The organism is Rhodococcus sp. P4_F3_2, assembly GCF_056401335.1.
On the sequence record NZ_JBFUJN010000048.1, the window covers coordinates 50657 to 68002 of the forward strand.

Sequence of the window (17346 nt, forward strand, 5' to 3'; positions counted from 1 at the left end):
ACTGACGTGACTGACACTATTGACCCCACCCCCGTGGCTCGTCGGCGAAAACTCGCGCGGGTCACGGGGAGTGTGGGGCCGCTCGGAATCGGAGTGGCCACCCTGTGGCTCTCCGTGATCGTTCTGCTTCCGCTCGCCGCGTTGACCGCCACCGCGTTCGACGAGGGGATCTCCGGATTCTGGGACGCCATCACCGCACCCGTCGCCTTGGCGTCGTTGCGCGTGACGTTGTTGGTCTCGGTGATCGTGGCATTGATCAACGTCGTGATGGGCACGATCATCGCGTGGGTGCTGGTCCGGGACGACTTCCCGGGCAAGCGCATCGTCAACTCGATGATCGATCTGCCGTTCGCACTACCGACCATCGTGGCGTCGATCGTGCTGCTGTCTCTCTACGGCCCGCAGTCACCGATCGACATCCACCTCAATGCAACCCAACCCGGACTGATCGTGGCATTGGCCTTCGTGACCTTGCCGTTCGTGGTTCGCTCGGTGCAGCCGGTGCTGATGGAGGTCGACCGCGAAGTCGAGGAAGCCGCTGCATCGTTGGGGGCTTCCAACTGGACGATCTTTCGTTCCGTCGTTCTTCCGACGCTGGCGCCTGCCGTCATCTCCGGCGCGGGGCTCGCATTCGCCCGAGCGATCGGTGAATACGGCTCGGTCGTTCTGATCGGCGGCAACATCCCACGCGTGACACAGATGACGTCGCAGTACATTCAGCAGCAGATCGAAATCGATCGTCCGACCAACGCCGCTGCCGTCTCGGTAGCGTTGCTGGCCATCGCATTCGTGACGCTGTTCGTCCTGCGAATCTTCGCCTCGCGAGGACAGCGACGTGAGGAGAGTTCCCGATGAACGTGTCCAGAGGATCGAAGATCGGTCTGCGGACCATCGCTCTCGTCTACCTGTTCGTGTTGTTGGTCGTGCCGATCGGTGTGATCCTGACGCGAACGTTCGAGAACGGAATCGGCCCGTTCCTCGAATCGATCACGACGCCGGCAGCGATCTCCGCGCTGAATCTTTCGCTGATCATCGTGGCGATCGTGGTTCCGATCAACGTCGTGTTCGGTGTCGTCACGGCGCTGGCACTCGTGCGTGGGCGTTTCCCGGGGCGGGGCGTACTGCAGTCGGTGGTCGATCTGCCCTTCGCGGTCTCGCCCGTCGTCGTCGGTGTGTCGTTGATTCTTCTGTGGGGTGCCAACGGTTGGTTCGGCGGCATCGAATCGTTGGGGTTCAAGGTCATCTTCGGGTTGCCAGGCATGGTGATCGCGACGATTTTCGTGACGCTGCCCTTCGTCGTCCGGGAAGTCGAACCCGTACTTCACGAGATCGGCGACGAGCAGGAACAAGCAGCCGCGACGCTCGGTGCCTCTGGTTGGCAGACGTTCTGGCGGATCACCTTGCCCGCGATCCGCTGGGGTTTGACGTACGGAATCGTGTTGACGGTGGCGCGTTCGCTCGGTGAATTCGGCGCAGTCATCATGGTCTCTTCCGGCTTCCCGGGGGTATCCCAGACACTGACATTGCTGGTGCATTCGCGATACATCGACGACCACAACACTTTTGGTGCGTATTCGGCGGCAACGCTGCTGATGGGCATCGCCATCATTGTCCTGTTGCTGATGACGCTGCTGGACCGTAAGAGGAGCACCACATGATCACAGTGACCGGGGCCCGCAAGAACTACGGTGATTTCGCGGCGCTCGACGACGTGACGGTCAACATTCCCTCGGGTTCGTTGACGGCATTGCTCGGGCCAAGTGGCTCGGGAAAGTCGACGTTGCTGCGTTCGATCGCAGGGCTCGAAGAGCTCGATTCGGGAACCATCACCATCGCAGGCAAGGACGTCACCGGCGTCTCGCCGCAGAAGCGTGACATCGGTTTCGTGTTCCAGCACTACGCAGCGTTCAAGCACATGACGGTGCGAGACAACGTGGCCTTCGGGCTCAAGATCCGCAAGCGCCCGAAGCCGGAGATCGAGAAGAAGGTCAACGAACTTCTCGAGATCGTCGGCCTCGACGGCTTTCAGCATCGGTACCCCGCGCAGCTGTCCGGTGGTCAACGTCAGCGCATGGCGTTGGCGCGCGCTCTGGCGGTGGATCCGCAGGTGCTCCTGCTCGACGAGCCCTTCGGCGCCCTCGACGCGAAGGTCCGTGCCGACCTGCGCACGTGGTTGCGTCGCCTGCATGACGAGGTGCACGTCACCACCGTCCTGGTCACACACGACCAGGAAGAGGCTCTCGACGTCGCCGACCGCATCGCGGTGCTGAACAAGGGGCGGATCGAGCAGATCGGTGAACCTGCCGACCTGTACGACCGTCCGTCCAACGACTTCGTGATGTCCTTCCTCGGATCCGTCGCGAAGCTCAACGGGCAGTTGGTCCGTCCGCATGACATCCGTCTCGGCCGCGATCCGAGCATGGCTCTCGCTCAGGAGTCCGGAACGGCCGAGTCCCTCGGCGTCACACGCGCAACCGTCGAGCGCGTCGTGTATCTCGGCTTCGAGGTTCGAGTCGACCTGCGCAACGAGGCAACCGGTGAGTTGTTCTCGGCTCAGGTCACCCGCGGTGACAGTGCAGCTCTGCACCTCGAGGCGGGGGAGACGGTCTACGCCCGGGCTACCCGGGTGCCGGATCTGCCGGAGACTCCGGTGGTGACGCCGGAGCAGGAGCCGGTGACGGTGAGCGTCGTCGGCCAGGTATGACCCGCTAGCCCTGTTTGACCTGTTTCACCCCCACTCCTGTTTGAGCGAACGGCACTTTCGGCCTCCTGATGGCGCCTAAAGTGCCGTTCGAGGCTCTGACTGGTCGATCCGACTATCGACGCCATGAACGGGCTGCGGCCGTGGCTACCGACGACTACGAGTTGCGCTTCCGCCGAGTGCTCGAGCAGTGCCTTCATCGGTCCGCTGCGCTGGACACTCCGGGTGACTTCGACATCGGGGTACTTCTCCGTCCAGCCGGCGAGGCACTCGGACAGCAGAGCGTGCTCATGCTGTTCGTACGGTCCCCAGTCGACGAAGCGCCTGGCTTCGGAGTACCCGCCGAGCGAGGCGTGCTCGTTCCAGGTGTGGACCGCAACCAAGGGCGCGCCGAGGAACGCGGCAAACTCGAAAGCATGCGCGACGGCGAGTTCGCTGAGCTTGCTCCCGTCGACGCCGACGACGATGGGCCTGGTGTCGGCGACCGCGTGCTCGCCGGTACCGCGGAACACCGCCACGGGACAGTGCGCCCGGTTGACCACCCGAATGGTGTCGGAACCGAGAAACACCGATTGCATTTCGCTGGTGCCGGCCTGACCGAGTGCAACGATGCGAGCGGATTTCGAAAGTTCGACGAGTGTGGTTGCGGGAGTGCCGGTCACGAGGCCGCGTTCGACGGTGACGTCGGTGTGATCGTCGCGAATGGCGTCCTCGGCCTCGTCGAGTAACTTTGCACCCTCGACGCGAAGGTGGTGGTCGAACATCTCTTCGTCGGTGACGTTGGTACCGCCACCTGACTCGGGTTGTCCCGGCAGAACGTGGGTCAGTCGCAATGGTTCGTCGAATCTCTTTGCAGCCGATGCTGCCCACCTCGCGGCGTTGACCGCGCTTGCCGAGCCGTCGATGCCGGCCACGATTCCGTGTCGAACAGATGCACTGGTCATGGAAGTCTCCTCGCGTCGCCTCCCTACCAGTGTGTCCCTGGTCACCCCGGGTTCGCTACAAACTCGTCAGCTCCCGCGGTGCGAGAACGTCGGTAGGCACTGCTGCGCGAGTTCGACGCGGGCGCAACGACAACAGAGCGGTGATGAATCCGTTACCGGGCAGTGTCAATTCCACGTTCTTCAACACGGTTCGGCGCATCAACGCGAGCAGGGCTGCGACGCCGGTGACTGCCATCCACATCGGCAGCGGGTACAGCGTCAAGCGTTCACCCAAGCCGAAAGTGAGGGTTCGTCCGAGAAGCAGTACGGCGCCGACGATTCCGGTGGCCGCGCACAGTCCCGACCATACTGCGATCCATTTGCTGTGCTTCCAGAATTGAATTGCCATGAGTACGAGAACGGCATGACGGGCGACGAAGCCGGGAAGTGCTGCGGTCCAGTGAACGAAGGTCCCGTCGTTGGCCGGGAAGAGGCCGGTAGCCGCGGTGCTCAGTGCAACGACGACGGCAAGGCCGAGAATCCACTTTTTCGCACGACCGTCCGGAATGTACTTGTGCAGCAAGGCTGCACCGAGGATGGTGAGCGCACCGAGGATCATGAAGGCCGCGTTCATGACGTCGTGCATCGGCGAACACGAATCCACGCTGCATGTCGTCACGCCCAGCGAACTGATGGAGTCACGCGCGAAGCTGTACGGCGTCTTCCAGGCTCCGGCCGTGAAGATCTCGACAAGCAGGTAGAGCACCGACAGGACCCAGGCGGTGCCGGCTGTGCCGAGGCGAAGATTGTGAGTGATGGTGTTCCCTCTCGCGGCGCTCTGAGGGGATTGCACCCAAAGATCTGTTTCGCAGGCGAAGGATGAACCTTCGCAGGCTGGACAGATCCAACACTACGGTAACAATCTGATAACGGCCTGTGAAACCGGATCAGGCGGAGCGGACCAGACGGTCGGGTAGTGCATCAGCGACTTGTCGGTAACGGTCGATCATCGTTTCGATCAGTAGAGAGTGCCCACCGATCGTTTCGGCGAAACGCGCGCGCGGACATACCGTTGCTGCTGCAGCGCTGAGCCGGTCGGTCAGTAGGCCGGGAGCCAAGAACCAGGGTGCGACGACAACGCGTTCGGCGCCGTTCTGCTCGAGAGCGGAGATCGCCTGGGCAACTGTTGGTTCCGCGGATGTCGCGAAACAGATTCGAACGCCCGACCAGTTGGTTCCGCTCAGGAGAGTGGACGCCAGTTCTGCGGTCGCGGCGTTGGCACGCGCGTCGGACGAGCCGACTGCCGCAAGAGCGACACCGACCGACGGATCGTCCGGCCGGGCGCCCGCTTCGAGGATTCGCTCGCGCACTGCCTCGATAAGCCGAGCATCGCGACCTAGTACGTCTGCTTGGAACACGGTCAGTTGGGGGTGGCGTGTCGCGGCAGCGGCCAAGAGCCCGGGCAGATCTACCCGAGCGTGGAAGGCGTTGCCCAGCAGCATCGGAACAACAACGGCGTGAGTGTGGCCGTCGTGTGCAACTCCGTCCAGGACCTGATCGATGGACGGTGCATTGAGATCGAGAAACGCCAGCCGGACATCGAGGTCTGGCCGGGCTTCACGAAGAGCCGCCACGGCAGCCGCGATCACCCGAGCAGAACGGGGATCACGGCTGCCGTGCGCAACAGCAATGAGCGGAACCATCTTCTTAGACGCGCTCGCCCAATTCGACAGCGGAAATGACGTCGCCGACCAAGCCGGCTGCGAGAGTGTTTCCACCAGCGGGATCGATCAACAGGAAGCTGCCGGTGTGGCGGTTCACTGCGTAGTCGTCGGCCACGATCGGCTCGGCCACGCGGATCGAGATCTTGCCGATCTCGTTGAGCTCGAGAGTATCCGGGCCCTGATCCGTGGTGAGATCCTGCTCGTTGAAGCGCTCCACCAAGCTGCCGACGATGGCCTGCGTCGTGCGCGTGCCGTGCTTGAGCAGCAGACGTGCGCCGGGGCGCAGCGACTTCTCGGCCAACCAGCAGACGGTGGCGTCGAATTCGCCGATCGGCTCGGGTGCGTCAGACGGCGAGGCGATGGTGTCGCCGCGAGAGACGTCGACGTCGTCGGCCAGGATCAGCGTGACGCTGCGCCCCGCGTGGGCGACGTCGAGTTCGCCGTCGGCCGTGTCGATACGAGTGACGGTGGTGCGCGTACCCGAGGGCAGGATCACCACTTCGTCGCCGGGTACGACGGAACCGGCGGCAACCTGGCCGGCGTATCCGCGGTAGTCGAGGAACTCGGCGGTACGCGGACGGATCACGTACTGCACCGGGAAACGCAGGCCGACGCGATGCGGCTCGGCGTCGACCGGAATCGACTCGAGGTGCTCGATCAGCGTGGGGCCGGTGTAGTACGGGGTCTTGTCGGAGCGGATGGCGACGTTGTCACCGTGCAGTGCCGATACCGGGATCTCGACGACGTCTTCGCTTGCCCAGCCCAGTGAGCTGGTGAGTTCGTTGAACTCGGCGGAGATCGAGGTGAAGACCTCTTCGGGGTTCTCGACGAGGTCGATCTTGTTCACGGCGAGAACGAGCTTCGGGACACCGAGCAACGCGAGAACCGCTGCGTGCCTACGAGTCTGCGCGATGACGCCCTTGCGGGCATCGACCAGCAGGATCACGAGCTGAGCCGTCGAGGCGCCGGAGACCGTGTTGCGGGTGTACTGCACGTGGCCCGGTGTATCGGCAAGCACGAAGGTGCGCTTGGGGGTCGCGAAGTAGCGGTACGCCACGTCGATGGTGATGCCCTGCTCACGCTCGGCGCGCAGTCCGTCCACCAGGAGCGACAGGTCAGGGGTGTCGAGACCGCGGTCCACCGACGCACGGGTCACGGCGTCGATCTGGTCGGCGAGAACGGATTTCGTGTCGTACAACAGGCGGCCCACGAGGGTGGACTTTCCGTCGTCGACGCTGCCGGCAGTTGCCAGTCTGAGCAGATCGCTCATCAGAAGTAGCCCTCTCGCTTGCGGTCTTCCATGGCCGCTTCGGAAACTCGGTCGTCGCCACGGGTCGCGCCGCGCTCGGTCAAACGTGATGCCGCAACCTCGGCGAGAATCGCTTCGTTGTCAGCCGCATCGGAGAGAACAGCACCGGTGGTCGAACCGTCGCCGACGGTGCGGTAACGCACCGAAAGGGTCTGCAGCTCTTCGCCGTCAGCCGGACCACCCCAGACTCCGGGGGTCATCCACATGCCGTCGCGCTGGTACACCGGACGCTGGTGGGCGTAGTAGATGCTGGCGAGTTCGACGTTGTCGCGGGCGATGTAACGCCAGATGTCCAGCTCGGTGAAGTTGCTGAGCGGGAAGACGCGCACCTGCTCGCCGGGGGAGTGGCGACCGTTGTAGAGGTTCCACAGTTCCGGGCGCTGCTTCTTGGGATCCCACTGGCCGAAAGCGTTGCGCAGCGAGAAGATCCGCTCCTTGGCGCGGGCGCGCTCCTCGTCGCGGCGAGCGCCACCGAAGACGGCGTCGAAGCGGTTCTCGGAGATCGCGTCCAGCAACGGAACGGTCTGCAGCGGGTTGCGGATACCGTCGGGGCGCTCGGTGAGGCGACCGTCCGCGATGTACTCCTCGACGCTGGCCACGTGCAGGCGCAGGTTGTACTTGGCGACGACGTGATCGCGGAAGTCGAGAACTTCCTGCAGGTTGTGGCCGGTATCGACGTGCAGCAGGGTGAACGGCAGCGGCGCAGGCCAGAAGGCCTTGATCGCCAGATGCAGCAGCACGGTGGAGTCCTTACCTCCCGAGAAGAGAATGACCGGGCGTTCGAACTCGCCGGCTACCTCTCGGAAGATGTGGATCGCTTCGGACTCGAGGGCGTCGAGAGTATCGAACTGTGTGCCGTCGAGCTGAGGACGTGAAAGTGTCAAGTCAACTGTCATGATGCGTGCAACCCGCATTCTGTCTTGGAGGCACCGGCCCAACGACCGCTACGCGGATCGCTGCCGGGGGCTGGCTTGCTGGTGCAGGGTGCGCAGCCGATGGACGGATAGCCCTCGTCGACAAGAGGATTGACGAGGATGGAATTGGTGTCGATGTAGTTCTGCATCTCCTCGTCCGACCACGGAGCGATCGGGTTGATCTTCACGAGGCCGAAGGCCTCGTCGAAGGAGATCAGGGGAGCGTTGGCGCGGGTGGGCGCTTCGACGCGGCGGATGCCGGTCACCCACGCGCTGTAGCCGGACAGTGTCTGCTTGAGGGGTGCGACCTTGCGCAATGCGCAGCAGCGGTTGGGATCACGGGCGAACAGATCCTTGCCCTCGGCGACATCCTGCTCGGCGACGCTTGCCAGCGCGCGTGCATTGATGACGTTGACGCCGTAGACCTGCTCGACCGCGTCACGTGTGCCGATGGTCTCGGGGAAGTGGTAGCCGGTGTCGAGGAAGAGTACGTCGACGCCCGGATGCACCTGTGCGGCAAGGTGAACCAACACACCATCCTGCATGTTCGACGCAACAATGTAACCGTTACGATCCCCCGTCGCTGCGCTCGCCCCGTCACCGAACGTGTCCTCGGTCCACTGCAACAGTTCCTGTGCGCTGGCTCCGTCGAGTTCTACGGCACCGCGCTCGGCGATGGACCGAAGCTCGTCGGCGGTTGCTCGCGAAATGTCCACTGTCATCGCAAATCTCCTTCGTCTGCGCGCACTGCCCATTCGGCGAACCGTTCACCTTCGTTGCGGTTCTTGACGAACTGACGTACGACGCGGTCGATGTAGTCACCCATCTCGACGCTGGTGACCTTGTGCTGGCGCAGCTTGCGTCCGAAGGCGCTGTCGAATCCGAGGCTGCCTCCCAGGTGAACCTGGAAACCCTCGACTTGATTCCCCTCACCGTCGTCGACGAGCTGGCCCTTGAAGCCGATGTCGGCGATCTGCGAGCGAGCGCAGGAGTTGGGGCAACCGTTGATGTTGATGGTGATCGGCACGTCGAGCTGGCTGTTGATGTCGGCGAGACGCTGTTCGAGTTCGGGCACGAGCACCTGCGAACGCTTGCGTGTCTCGGCGAACGAGAGCTTGCAGAACTCGATGCCGGAGCAGGCCATCAGGTTCTTGCGCCAGTGCGACGGTCGGGCGGGAAGGCCCAGCGCGTCGAGATCGGCGATGAGCGGCTCGAGGGTCTCGTCGGCGACGTCGAGGATGATCAGCTTCTGGTACGGCGTGAAGCGGATCCGGTCGCTGCCGGCTTTCTCCGCGGCGTCGGCGACCTGAGCCAGGATGTCTCCCGAGACGCGGCCGGCGATCGGAGCGAAGCCGACTGCGTTGTGGCCGTTGCGGGTCTTCTGGATGCCGACGTGGTCGATCGGGCGCTTGGGCTTCTCCGGCGCGGGGCCGTCGATGAGCGGGCGCTCGAGGTACTCCGTCTCGAGAACCTTGCGGAACTTTTCGATGCCCCAGTCCTTGATGAGGAACTTGAGCCTTGCCTTCGCGCGCAGACGGCGGTAGCCGTAGTCACGGAAGATCGAGACGACACCCTCCCAGACATCGGGGACCTCGTCGAGCGGAATCCAGGCGCCGACGCGCTGCGCCAGCATCGGGTTGGTGGACAGTCCGCCGCCGACCCAGAGGTCGAGGCCCGGGCCGTGCTCGGGGTGGTTCACGCCGATGAAGGCGATGTCGTTGATCTCGTGAACGACGTCCTGCTGACCGGAGATGGCGGTCTTGAACTTGCGCGGCAGGTTGGAGTACTTGGGGTCGCCGATGTAGCGGCGCACGATCTCGTCGATCGCCGGGGTGGGATCGAGGACCTCGTCGAGCGATTCGCCGGCCAGGGGAGAACCGAGGACGACGCGGGGGCAGTCACCGCACGCTTCGGTGGTCTTGAGTCCGACGGCTTCGAGGCGCTTCCAGATCTCCGGAACGTTCTCGACCTCGATCCAGTGGAACTGGACGTTTTCGCGGTCGGACAGGTCGGCGGTGTTCCGGCCGAATTCCTTCGAGATGCCGGCGATGGTGCGCAGCTGCTCGACGTTGAGAGCGCCGGCGTCGCAACGCACGCGCATCATGAAGTATTTGGCCTCGAGCAGGTCGATGTTCTCGTCGCCGGTGAAGGTGCCGTCGTAGCCTTCTTCGCGCTGGGTGTAGAGACCCCACCAGCGGAAGCGGCCGCGAAGGTCGCCCTTGTCGATGCTGTCGAATCCCTGCTTGGAGTAGATGTTCTCGATGCGGGCCCGAACGTTGAGCGGGTTGTCGTCCTTCTTGGCCTGCTCGTTGGCGTTGAGCGGCTCGCGGTAACCGAGGGCCCACTGACCTTCGGCGCGACGCTTGGCGGGACGCGCAGCGCGTGCGGGCCGGGCTTCGGCAGGTGCTGCCGAATCGGCGGGTGTGGCGGCGTCGGTGGTCGACGTCATCGATGAACTCCTGGATCTGGGCGGTTGATCGGCACGCGGCACGCACTATCGACGAACTGTGGCGGTGTCTGATCGGGACGCACCGGTCCGTGTCGGAAATCGAGGGGGCTGTCCTCGGTCTCGGAAAGCTCGCGGCCGGCAGGTGTGCTCACGAAAACGAACAGCTGGAGAAGCTGTATCTCTGAAACGACGTGTCTCTGCAGAGAGTTGTTTCGGTGAAGCAGATGGAGATGAGCGGGAAAGGCTGGAAGATCAGTGAAAGATCAACAGCTACACAGGTGCAGACACGACGAGCTGCACACACGCTTGAAGTCGACATGGCGACGCGCCACAAGTCGCACTCCGAGTCCGGTCATGCGGACCATTGTGCCACGTCAACTCGATAATTCCGACTCGGGCGCATATTTCCACGAAAAACGGGGGAAATATCGAGTTCAGGCCACGCGCCGACCTGCATCGCAGGCTGAATAGGTGTGCGTTCCGGATGCTGGGACACTGGAGGCGTGAATGCCACCAGCACGACTACCACTCGACAGGGCGAGGCGACGCCCTTCGCCTTGCCCGCGCGATCGCTCGAGGGTGTCGGGAAACGGCCGTTCGGGATCTACATCCACGTCCCGTTCTGTGCCACCAGGTGTGGGTACTGCGATTTCAACACCTACACGGCCGGTGAGCTCGGAACCTCGGCGTCGCCGCAGTCGTGGCTGGAGGGTTTGCGACGCGAACTCGATCTCGCGGCCGAGATGACGGGCGCCCCGGCGGCCGAGACGGTGTTCGTGGGCGGTGGAACGCCGTCGCTGCTCGGTGGCGACGGGCTGTCCGACGTGCTGTCGGCGGTTCGCAGCAGCTTCGGCTTGGCGTCCGGCGCCGAAGTGACCACGGAATCGAACCCCGAATCGACGTCGCCGGAATTCTTCGACGCTCTCCGCAGTGCGGGATTCACCCGCATTTCCCTCGGCATGCAGTCCGCGGCTCAGCACGTCCTGAAGATCCTCGACCGCACCCACACTCCCGGCCGCGCCGTCGCTGCCGCGAAAGAGGCTCGCGCAGCTGGTTTTTCGCACGTGAACTTGGATTTGATCTATGGAACGCCAGGGGAGCGAGACCAAGATCTGGACGCCTCACTCGATGCGGTTCTCTCCGCCGATGTCGACCACGTCTCGGCCTACGCGTTGATCGTCGAGGACGGCACCGCCATGGCTCGCAAGGTCAGGCGCGGCGAGCTGCCCGCGCCGGACGACGACGTGCTGGCCTCACGATACGAACGAATCGATTCACGCCTGTCCGAGGCCGGCTTGCACTGGTACGAGGTCTCCAACTGGGCAAAGGCGGAAACCGCGGACTCCGGTGACACCCGGTGCCGTCACAACCTCGGCTACTGGGACGGTGGTGACTGGTGGGGCGCCGGACCGGGCGCGCACAGTCACGTCGGCGGAGTGCGGTGGTGGAACGTCAAGCACCCGGCACGGTACGCGGAACAGTTGGCCCTCGGTGAACTTCCCGTCGGCGGCAGCGAAGAACTGACCGCCGAGGACGAACACATGGAGCGCGTCATGTTGACCGCGCGGTTGCGTACGGGACTTCCGTTGTCGGAACTGTCTGCATCCGAACGCCTTTCGGCCGACCAGGTGGTAGTCGACCGGTTGGCCGTGATCGAGAACGATCACGTGGTTCTCACCGACCGTGGCCGCCTGCTCGCTGATGCGGTGATTCGCACGATCCTGACCTGACGCGGCACCATCCTTTGCCGCGTAATGTGGCCGTGGTGGCCATCATTCATCGTGCGCAGCTGAATCCGTCCAAGAACGACCTGCTCCGAGCGTGGGTGCCCAAGCAGCCATGGATCGGGTCGGTCGACTGTTCGACGCTCGAACGCGTCGACGCCTATCGTTTCGACGACCCGGACGGTGAGGTCGGAGTCGAGACGCATCTGCTCCGCTCTGCCGACGGTCGAATTCTTCAGGTCCCGCTCACTTATCGTGGTGCTCCGCTGGACGGGGCGGAGACTGCGCTGATCGCAACCATGGATCATTCGGTACTGGGCGAGCGGTGGGTGTACGACGCTTGCTGCGATCCGGTCTACGTGAGCGCGGTGGCGACTGCGATTCTGACCGGTGGGGTCGGAGTCGATCTGGTTTTCGCGGACTCCGCCGATCGCATCCCGGTGACGGCTCACGTAGTAGGCAGCGGTACGGCCGGCGCTTCCGTACCGGAAGTCGAATCGGTGACCTGCTCGACAGTCGGCACCGACACGATCATCAGCGCGGGAGAACTGGAATTGACCGTGGTGAGAGTGATCGACGCAGATCGAGTGTCAGGCTCGGCGACGCTCACCGGAACCTGGCCGGGGCAGCCGAATCCCGCACTGCTCGCGTTCGTCGGTTGAGTCTCGGCGCCTGAGTCGCGTGAGCGTCAGCGGACGCCCTCGATGACACCGGGCATCGCGTCGAAGTCGAAGACACGCGCGTGCAGCACGACGCGGTTTCGCAGGGCCGAACGAACCGCTCGGTGCAGGCCGTCCTCGAGGTAAAGAGTGCCGCGCCACTGCACTGCGTGAGGGAACAGATCGCCGTAGAAGGTCGAGTCCTCCGACAGCAGGCGATCGAGTTCGAGGACCTTCGTGGTGGTCACGATCTCGTCGAGTCGAACCTGACGTGGAGGGAACTTCGACCAGTCGCGTAGAGACAGTCCGTGATCGGGATACGGTTTGCCGTCCATCACGCCTTTGAAGATCATGTGCCGCCTTGTCCATGGTTGTGCGATCGACCCTTCGCCGATCTCACTCCACAGTAAGGGCAACAGCCGTCTCTGGCGCTCGGGCGATTAGACTGCCAGTGGGAACCGATGTGTAAATGTCGGTGTTCGTTCTGTTCAGGAAACGGAGGTGGCAACGATGTCGAGTACCGACGACAGGCGTTTCGAGGTCTTACGTGCAATCGTGGCCGATTACGTCTCCACCCAGGACCCGGTGGGATCCAAGGCCCTGGTCGAGCGTCACAACCTCGGAGTGTCGAGCGCCACTGTGCGCAACGACATGGCATTCCTAGAGGCCGAGGGCTACATCGCCCAACCGCACACCAGTTCCGGCCGCGTCCCCACCGACAAGGGATACCGCGAATTCGTCGATCGCATCGCCGACGTCAAGCCCATGTCCGGACCCGAGCGACGAGCGATCCTCGAGTTCTTGGAGTCGGGTGTCGACCTCGACGACGTTCTGCGCCGCGGTGTGCGACTGCTCGCGCAACTGACCCGTCAGGTCGCGGTTGTCCAATATCCGTCGCTGTCCGCGTCGTCGGTTCGCCACCTCGAGGTGGTCGCATTGACGCCGGCGCGCCTGCTTCTCGTTCTCATCACCGATTCCGGGCGAGTCGATCAGCGAATCGTCGAGCTCGGGGACGTCCTCGAAGACGAAGACCTTTCCCGGTTGCGCGCGCTTCTCGGCGGGGCCCTGGAAGGTAAGCGCCTGGCCGCCGCGTCGATTGCCGTGGCGGAACTGGCCGACGAGTCTCCGGCCGACCTGCGCGACGCCGTGATCCGGTCGGCAACGGTTCTGGTCGAGACCCTGGTCGAACATCCGGAAGATCGCCTCGTTCTGGGCGGAACCTCCAACCTCACGCGCAACGCCGCCGATTTCTCCGGTCTGGCCGGCTTCCCCGGTTCGCTGCGCGCAGTGCTCGAAGCACTGGAAGAGCAGGTAGTGGTCCTCAAACTGCTCGCTGCGACTCAGAATTCCGGCACGGTCACCGTCCAGATCGGTGAAGAGACGCAGGTCGAACAGATGCGCGGAACCTCCGTGATTTCGACTGGCTACGGCGCGGCCGGTACCGTTTTCGGTGGTGTCGGTGTGCTCGGACCCACTCGGATGGACTATCCGGGAACAATTGCATCGGTTGCCGCCGTTGCCAGATACATCGGCGAAGTTCTCTCCGAGCGATGACGGACGTCGACATTTGGTCGGCACACCTCCTCGCGAGGACTGAGGAAAACCTAGAAGTAAGAGAAGGACGAGAGACTCAACGTGGCACGGGATTACTACGGATTGCTCGGCGTCGGCAAGAACGCGACAGACCAGGAGCTCAAGCGCGCTTACCGCAAGCTGGCACGCGAACTGCACCCGGACGTCAACCCTGACGAGGCGGCGCAGGCCAAGTTCAAGGAGATCTCGACGGCCTACGAGGTCCTGACCGACCCGGAGAAGCGTCGCATCGTCGATCTCGGCGGAGACCCGCTCGAGTCCGGTGGCGGCGGAGGTGGTGGCTTCGGCGGCGGATTCGGTGGCGGTGGCCTCGGCGACGTCTTCGAAGCCTTCTTCGGCGGCGGTGGCGGCGCAGGTCGTGGGCCGCGCGGTCGCGTTCAGCCCGGAGCCGACTCGTTGCTTCGCACCAAGCTGACCCTCGCAGAATGTGCGACGGGCGTCAGCAAGCACGTGACCGTCGAGACGGCCATTCTGTGCGACAGCTGCACCGGAGCCGGAACCAACGGCGACTCCAAGCCTGTCCGCTGTGAGACCTGCAACGGTGCCGGCGAAGTTCAGTCCATCCAGCGCTCGTTCCTCGGTCAGGTCATGACCTCGCGTCCCTGCCCGACGTGCCGCGGTGCCGGTGAGACCATCCCGGATCCCTGCCACAAGTGTGGCGGCGACGGCCGAGTTCGGGCCAAGCGCGACATCACGGTGAAGGTTCCGGCGGGCGTTGCCGGTGGCATGCGCATCCGTTTGACTGCGCAGGGTGAAGTCGGCCCAGGCGGCGGACACCCCGGCGACCTCTACGTCGAGATCGTCGAGCAGCAGCACGACGTCTTCGTTCGGGACGGTGAAGACCTGCACTGCACCATCCGTGTTCCCATGGTCGACGCAGCACTGGGTACCAGCGTCACCGTCGACACCATCATCGACGGCCCCAAGGAAATCACCATCGAGCCAGGCACCCAGCCCGGGCACGTTGCTGTTCTTCGCGGTCACGGTATGCCGAAACTGCGGTCGGGAGTGCGCGGCGACGTCCACGCTCACCTCGAGGTGGTCATCCCGAGCCGCCTCGATCACAAGCAGTCCAAGCTGCTCAAGGAATTCAAGCTGCTCCGCGATCGTGACGAGGCCGAGGTCGTTTCGACGACGTCGCAGAACAGCGGTGGTCTGTTCTCGCGTCTTCGCGAAGCATTCAGCGGCCGCTGACGGTGGCCGCAACGGTCTTCTTTCTCGACCCGGTTCCCGGCGTCGGTGAAATCGCAGTTCTGGACGGGCAGGAGGGTCGCCACGCGGCCACTGTCCGCCGGATCGGTGTCGGCGAGCGTTTGGTGTTGGCCGACGGCCGTGGCCGGGTAGCCGACGCCGAGGTGACGAGCGTCGGCAAGGATCGCCTCGAACTGTTGGTCAGCGACGTTCAGGTTCTCGAGCAGCCCAAGCCGTTGGTGACCCTGATTCAGGCACTGCCCAAGGCCGAGCGCTCCGAGTTGGCCGTCGAACTGGCCACCGAGGCTGGTATCGACGCCGTGATTCCGTGGCAGTCCCTGCGTTGTGTCGCCAAATGGGAAGGCCCGAAGCTCGCCAAGGGCGTCGCACGCTGGCGAAGTGCCGCAGTGTCTGCGGCGAAGCAGTCCAGACGCGCGTTCGTCCCGGAGATTTCGGATCTGCACAAGACGGCGGCGGTGATCGCGTTGGTTCGCGACGCCGTTGCCCGCGGCGCTGTGGTTGCGGTGCTTCACGAATCGGCGACGACGCCGTTGGCCGGCTTGCCGTTGGCGAGCGCGGACGAGGTATTTCTCGTTGTCGGTCCCGAAGGTGGGCTCGACGATTCGGAGATCAGTGCGTTGTCGGAGGCCGGGGCCACTCCGGTGCTTCTCGGGCCGACGGTCCTGCGCACGTCGACCGCCGGGGCTGTTGCTCTCGGCGCGATCGGAGTGCTGACCGATCGCTGGGGACCACGGCCACTGCACTGATCTTGTTGTGACTGCACTGACGTTGGTGTGATCCCGAGCTGAATCGGATCCGGCGCTCAGCGAAGTGTCAGATTTGCGCACTATCGTAAGGACGTCGGGGGTCGCCTTCGGCGTGAGTTGGTTCGGGGATTTCAGGAGGCCAGATGTTGTCACGTGCGCATATGCGAATTGCCGGAGCGGTGTGTGCCGCGGCGGCGATGATGCTGGTTGCGGGGTGCACGGTCTCCACCGGAGACAACCCGGGCTCTTCCGGTAATGCCGTCACCACCACACCGTCCAGCGAGGCGCTCGTCACCGTCACTCCCGCCGACGGCGGAACCCCCGTGAGCCCCCTCGATCCCATCGAGGTCCAGGTCGCGAAGGGAACACTGACGACCGTCGCGCTGACCAATCCCGAAGGTAAGGAAGTCGCCGGTATCACGACGCCTGACAAGACGTCCTGGAAGCCGAGCGAACCACTCGGATACGGCAAGACCTACAAGCTTGTCGTCGATGCCGTCGACGCGAATGGTGTTGCCACGACCAAGAACACGACGCTGACCACCGTCGCGCCGAGTAATCAGACTCGCGCGTACATCAACACCACCGGTGGCGCCTCGATTTCGGACGGTGGCACGTACGGCGTCGGCACGGTCGTCGCCGTTCATTTCGACGAGTTGATCGGTGACAAAGCCGCGGCCGAGAAGTCTCTGGTGGTCACCACCAATCCGCCCGTACAAGGATCGTGGTACTGGGTCGACGGTCAGAATGTTCACTGGCGTCCGCAGAATTACTACGCACCAGGCACGACGGTCTCGGTGAACGCGAACATCTACGGCAAGCAACTCGGCAACGGACTGTACGGCCAACAGGACGACACCGTGTCCTTCAAGATCGGCGACTCCCACGTCTCGGTCGCCGACGACAACACCAAGATGGTGACCGTCTACGAAAACGGTCAGGTGATCAAGGAGATGCCGACCTCGATGGGAATGGGCGGCACCGAAACGATCGGCGGCACGACGCTCTCGTTCTGGACCCAGCCCGGCACGTACACCGTGATGGACAAGGCCAATCCCGTCATCATGGATTCGTCGACCTACGGTCTGCCGATCAACTCGCGCCTGGGCTACAAGGAATCCATCAACTGGGCCACCCGCATCAGCACGGACGGTATCTATCTTCACGAGTTGGAGAGCACCGTCTGGGCGCAGGGAAACACCGACACCTCGCACGGTTGCCTCAATCTCAGTGCGGCCAATGCCAAATGGTTCTTCGATTTCTCGCAGCCAGGAGATGTCGTCGAGATCAAGAACACCGGCGGGGCTCCGCTGGAGGTGTGGCAGAACGGCGACTGGACCCTCTCGTGGGCAGACTGGGCCGCAGGCAGCGCCCTCGCCTGAGATAGATTTC

The 17346-nt window shown here is 63.8% G+C and carries 17 protein-coding genes and 1 pseudogene; 10 read left to right on the plus strand and 8 right to left on the minus strand.

Annotation, left to right across the window (positions count from 1 at the left end):
• Positions 1-6: 6 nt before the first annotated feature.
• Genes cysT through AC1DWA_RS30090 form a run of 3 tightly spaced genes read left to right on the plus strand, consistent with a single transcriptional unit; the run spans position 7 to position 2704 of the window.
• The gene (gene cysT / locus AC1DWA_RS30080) at positions 7-855 is read left to right on the plus strand and encodes a sulfate ABC transporter permease subunit CysT (RefSeq protein WP_003944556.1); all 849 of its coding nucleotides are present in this window, start codon (positions 7-9) and stop codon (positions 853-855) included.
• The gene (cysW, locus tag AC1DWA_RS30085) at positions 852-1658 is read left to right on the plus strand and encodes a sulfate ABC transporter permease subunit CysW (RefSeq protein WP_003944503.1); all 807 of its coding nucleotides are present in this window, start codon (positions 852-854) and stop codon (positions 1656-1658) included. Before cysT ends, cysW begins: the two co-directional genes overlap by 4 nt.
• Positions 1655-2704 (plus strand): sulfate/molybdate ABC transporter ATP-binding protein, encoded by a 1050-nt coding sequence (locus AC1DWA_RS30090; RefSeq protein WP_020908203.1) that lies wholly within the window; start codon positions 1655-1657, stop codon positions 2702-2704. The genes cysW and AC1DWA_RS30090 overlap by 4 nt, the downstream gene beginning before the upstream one ends.
• A gap of 80 nt (positions 2705-2784) precedes the next feature.
• Here the strand turns inward: AC1DWA_RS30090 and AC1DWA_RS30095 are convergent.
• From AC1DWA_RS30095 to AC1DWA_RS30125, 7 genes and pseudogenes are all read right to left on the minus strand, one after another.
• A pseudogene (locus tag AC1DWA_RS30095) lies at positions 2785-3645 on the minus strand (universal stress protein); the annotation flags it as partial.
• Between the two features lie 55 nt (positions 3646-3700).
• Entirely contained in the window at positions 3701-4477 is a 777-nt protein-coding gene (locus AC1DWA_RS30100; RefSeq protein WP_477847032.1) for a DUF998 domain-containing protein, read from the minus strand.
• 94 nt (positions 4478-4571) lie between these two features.
• Positions 4572-5327, minus strand: a complete 756-nt coding sequence (locus AC1DWA_RS30105; protein ID WP_020969974.1) for a sirohydrochlorin chelatase — start codon at positions 5325-5327, stop codon at positions 4572-4574.
• A gap of 4 nt (positions 5328-5331) precedes the next feature.
• Entirely contained in the window at positions 5332-6618 is a 1287-nt protein-coding gene (locus AC1DWA_RS30110; protein WP_020969973.1) for a sulfate adenylyltransferase subunit 1, read from the minus strand.
• On the minus strand, positions 6618-7553 hold the full coding sequence (gene cysD, locus AC1DWA_RS30115) for a sulfate adenylyltransferase subunit CysD (protein WP_020908199.1): 936 nt from the start codon (positions 7551-7553) through the stop codon (positions 6618-6620). Before cysD ends, AC1DWA_RS30110 begins: the two co-directional genes overlap by 1 nt.
• Complete coding sequence (locus AC1DWA_RS30120) at positions 7550-8293, minus strand: phosphoadenylyl-sulfate reductase (protein ID WP_020908198.1); 744 nt, start codon at positions 8291-8293, stop codon at positions 7550-7552. The genes cysD and AC1DWA_RS30120 overlap by 4 nt, the downstream gene beginning before the upstream one ends.
• Complete coding sequence (locus tag AC1DWA_RS30125) at positions 8290-10020, minus strand: nitrite/sulfite reductase (protein WP_477847029.1); 1731 nt, start codon at positions 10018-10020, stop codon at positions 8290-8292. The genes AC1DWA_RS30120 and AC1DWA_RS30125 overlap by 4 nt, the downstream gene beginning before the upstream one ends.
• Before the next feature lie 2 nt (positions 10021-10022).
• Between AC1DWA_RS30125 and AC1DWA_RS30130 the strand changes: the two genes are divergently transcribed.
• From AC1DWA_RS30130 to AC1DWA_RS30140, 3 genes are all read left to right on the plus strand, one after another.
• A complete protein-coding gene (locus AC1DWA_RS30130) occupies positions 10023-10205 on the plus strand; it encodes a hypothetical protein (protein ID WP_019749030.1) in 183 nt (60 codons plus the stop codon).
• Positions 10206-10523: 318 nt separating this feature from the next.
• Positions 10524-11750: a radical SAM family heme chaperone HemW gene (gene hemW / locus AC1DWA_RS30135; protein WP_141488770.1), complete on the plus strand. Its 1227-nt coding sequence runs from the start codon at positions 10524-10526 to the stop codon at positions 11748-11750.
• A 35-nt stretch (positions 11751-11785) separates the two neighbouring features.
• Positions 11786-12406 (plus strand): CG0192-related protein, encoded by a 621-nt coding sequence (locus AC1DWA_RS30140; RefSeq protein ID WP_113683760.1) that lies wholly within the window; start codon positions 11786-11788, stop codon positions 12404-12406.
• Positions 12407-12432: 26 nt separating this feature from the next.
• On the opposite strand, the gene AC1DWA_RS30145 is transcribed toward AC1DWA_RS30140, so the two are convergent.
• The gene (locus AC1DWA_RS30145; protein WP_003944521.1) at positions 12433-12756 is read right to left on the minus strand and encodes a type II toxin-antitoxin system VapB family antitoxin; all 324 of its coding nucleotides are present in this window, start codon (positions 12754-12756) and stop codon (positions 12433-12435) included.
• A 157-nt stretch (positions 12757-12913) separates the two neighbouring features.
• Between AC1DWA_RS30145 and hrcA the strand changes: the two genes are divergently transcribed.
• The 4 genes from hrcA (at position 12914) to AC1DWA_RS30165 (ending at position 17336) form a co-directional block, all read left to right on the plus strand.
• A complete protein-coding gene (gene hrcA / locus AC1DWA_RS30150; RefSeq protein WP_019749027.1) occupies positions 12914-13957 on the plus strand; it encodes a heat-inducible transcriptional repressor HrcA in 1044 nt (347 codons plus the stop codon).
• An 81-nt stretch (positions 13958-14038) separates the two neighbouring features.
• Positions 14039-15190: a molecular chaperone DnaJ gene (gene dnaJ, locus AC1DWA_RS30155; protein ID WP_019749026.1), complete on the plus strand. Its 1152-nt coding sequence runs from the start codon at positions 14039-14041 to the stop codon at positions 15188-15190.
• 2 nt (positions 15191-15192) lie between these two features.
• Positions 15193-15954, plus strand: coding sequence for a 16S rRNA (uracil(1498)-N(3))-methyltransferase (locus tag AC1DWA_RS30160; protein WP_021333396.1), 762 nt, complete (start codon positions 15193-15195; stop codon positions 15952-15954).
• A gap of 143 nt (positions 15955-16097) precedes the next feature.
• Positions 16098-17336 carry a L,D-transpeptidase gene (locus AC1DWA_RS30165; protein ID WP_477847025.1) on the plus strand — a complete coding sequence of 413 codons (1239 nt, stop codon included), beginning with the start codon at positions 16098-16100 and terminating at the stop codon, positions 17334-17336.
• The last annotated feature ends 10 nt before the right edge of the window (positions 17337-17346 follow it).

Coding starts and splice junctions, on each gene's coding strand:
- AC1DWA_RS30125 (WP_477847029.1), bottom strand. CDS start 10,020: ATGACGTCGACCACCGACGCCGCCACACCCGCCGATTCGGCAGCACCT.
- AC1DWA_RS30090 (WP_020908203.1), top strand. CDS start 1,655: ATGATCACAGTGACCGGGGCCCGCAAGAACTACGGTGATTTCGCGGCG.
- AC1DWA_RS30105 (WP_020969974.1), bottom strand. CDS start 5,327: ATGGTTCCGCTCATTGCTGTTGCGCACGGCAGCCGTGATCCCCGTTCT.
- AC1DWA_RS30165 (WP_477847025.1), top strand. CDS start 16,098: ATGTTGTCACGTGCGCATATGCGAATTGCCGGAGCGGTGTGTGCCGCG.
- AC1DWA_RS30145 (WP_003944521.1), bottom strand. CDS start 12,756: ATGATCTTCAAAGGCGTGATGGACGGCAAACCGTATCCCGATCACGGA.
- hrcA (WP_019749027.1), top strand. CDS start 12,914: ATGTCGAGTACCGACGACAGGCGTTTCGAGGTCTTACGTGCAATCGTG.
- AC1DWA_RS30120 (WP_020908198.1), bottom strand. CDS start 8,293: ATGACAGTGGACATTTCGCGAGCAACCGCCGACGAGCTTCGGTCCATC.
- AC1DWA_RS30130 (WP_019749030.1), top strand. CDS start 10,023: ATGAACTCCTGGATCTGGGCGGTTGATCGGCACGCGGCACGCACTATC.
- cysW (WP_003944503.1), top strand. CDS start 852: ATGAACGTGTCCAGAGGATCGAAGATCGGTCTGCGGACCATCGCTCTC.
- cysD (WP_020908199.1), bottom strand. CDS start 7,553: ATGACAGTTGACTTGACACTTTCACGTCCTCAGCTCGACGGCACACAG.
- AC1DWA_RS30110 (WP_020969973.1), bottom strand. CDS start 6,618: ATGAGCGATCTGCTCAGACTGGCAACTGCCGGCAGCGTCGACGACGGA.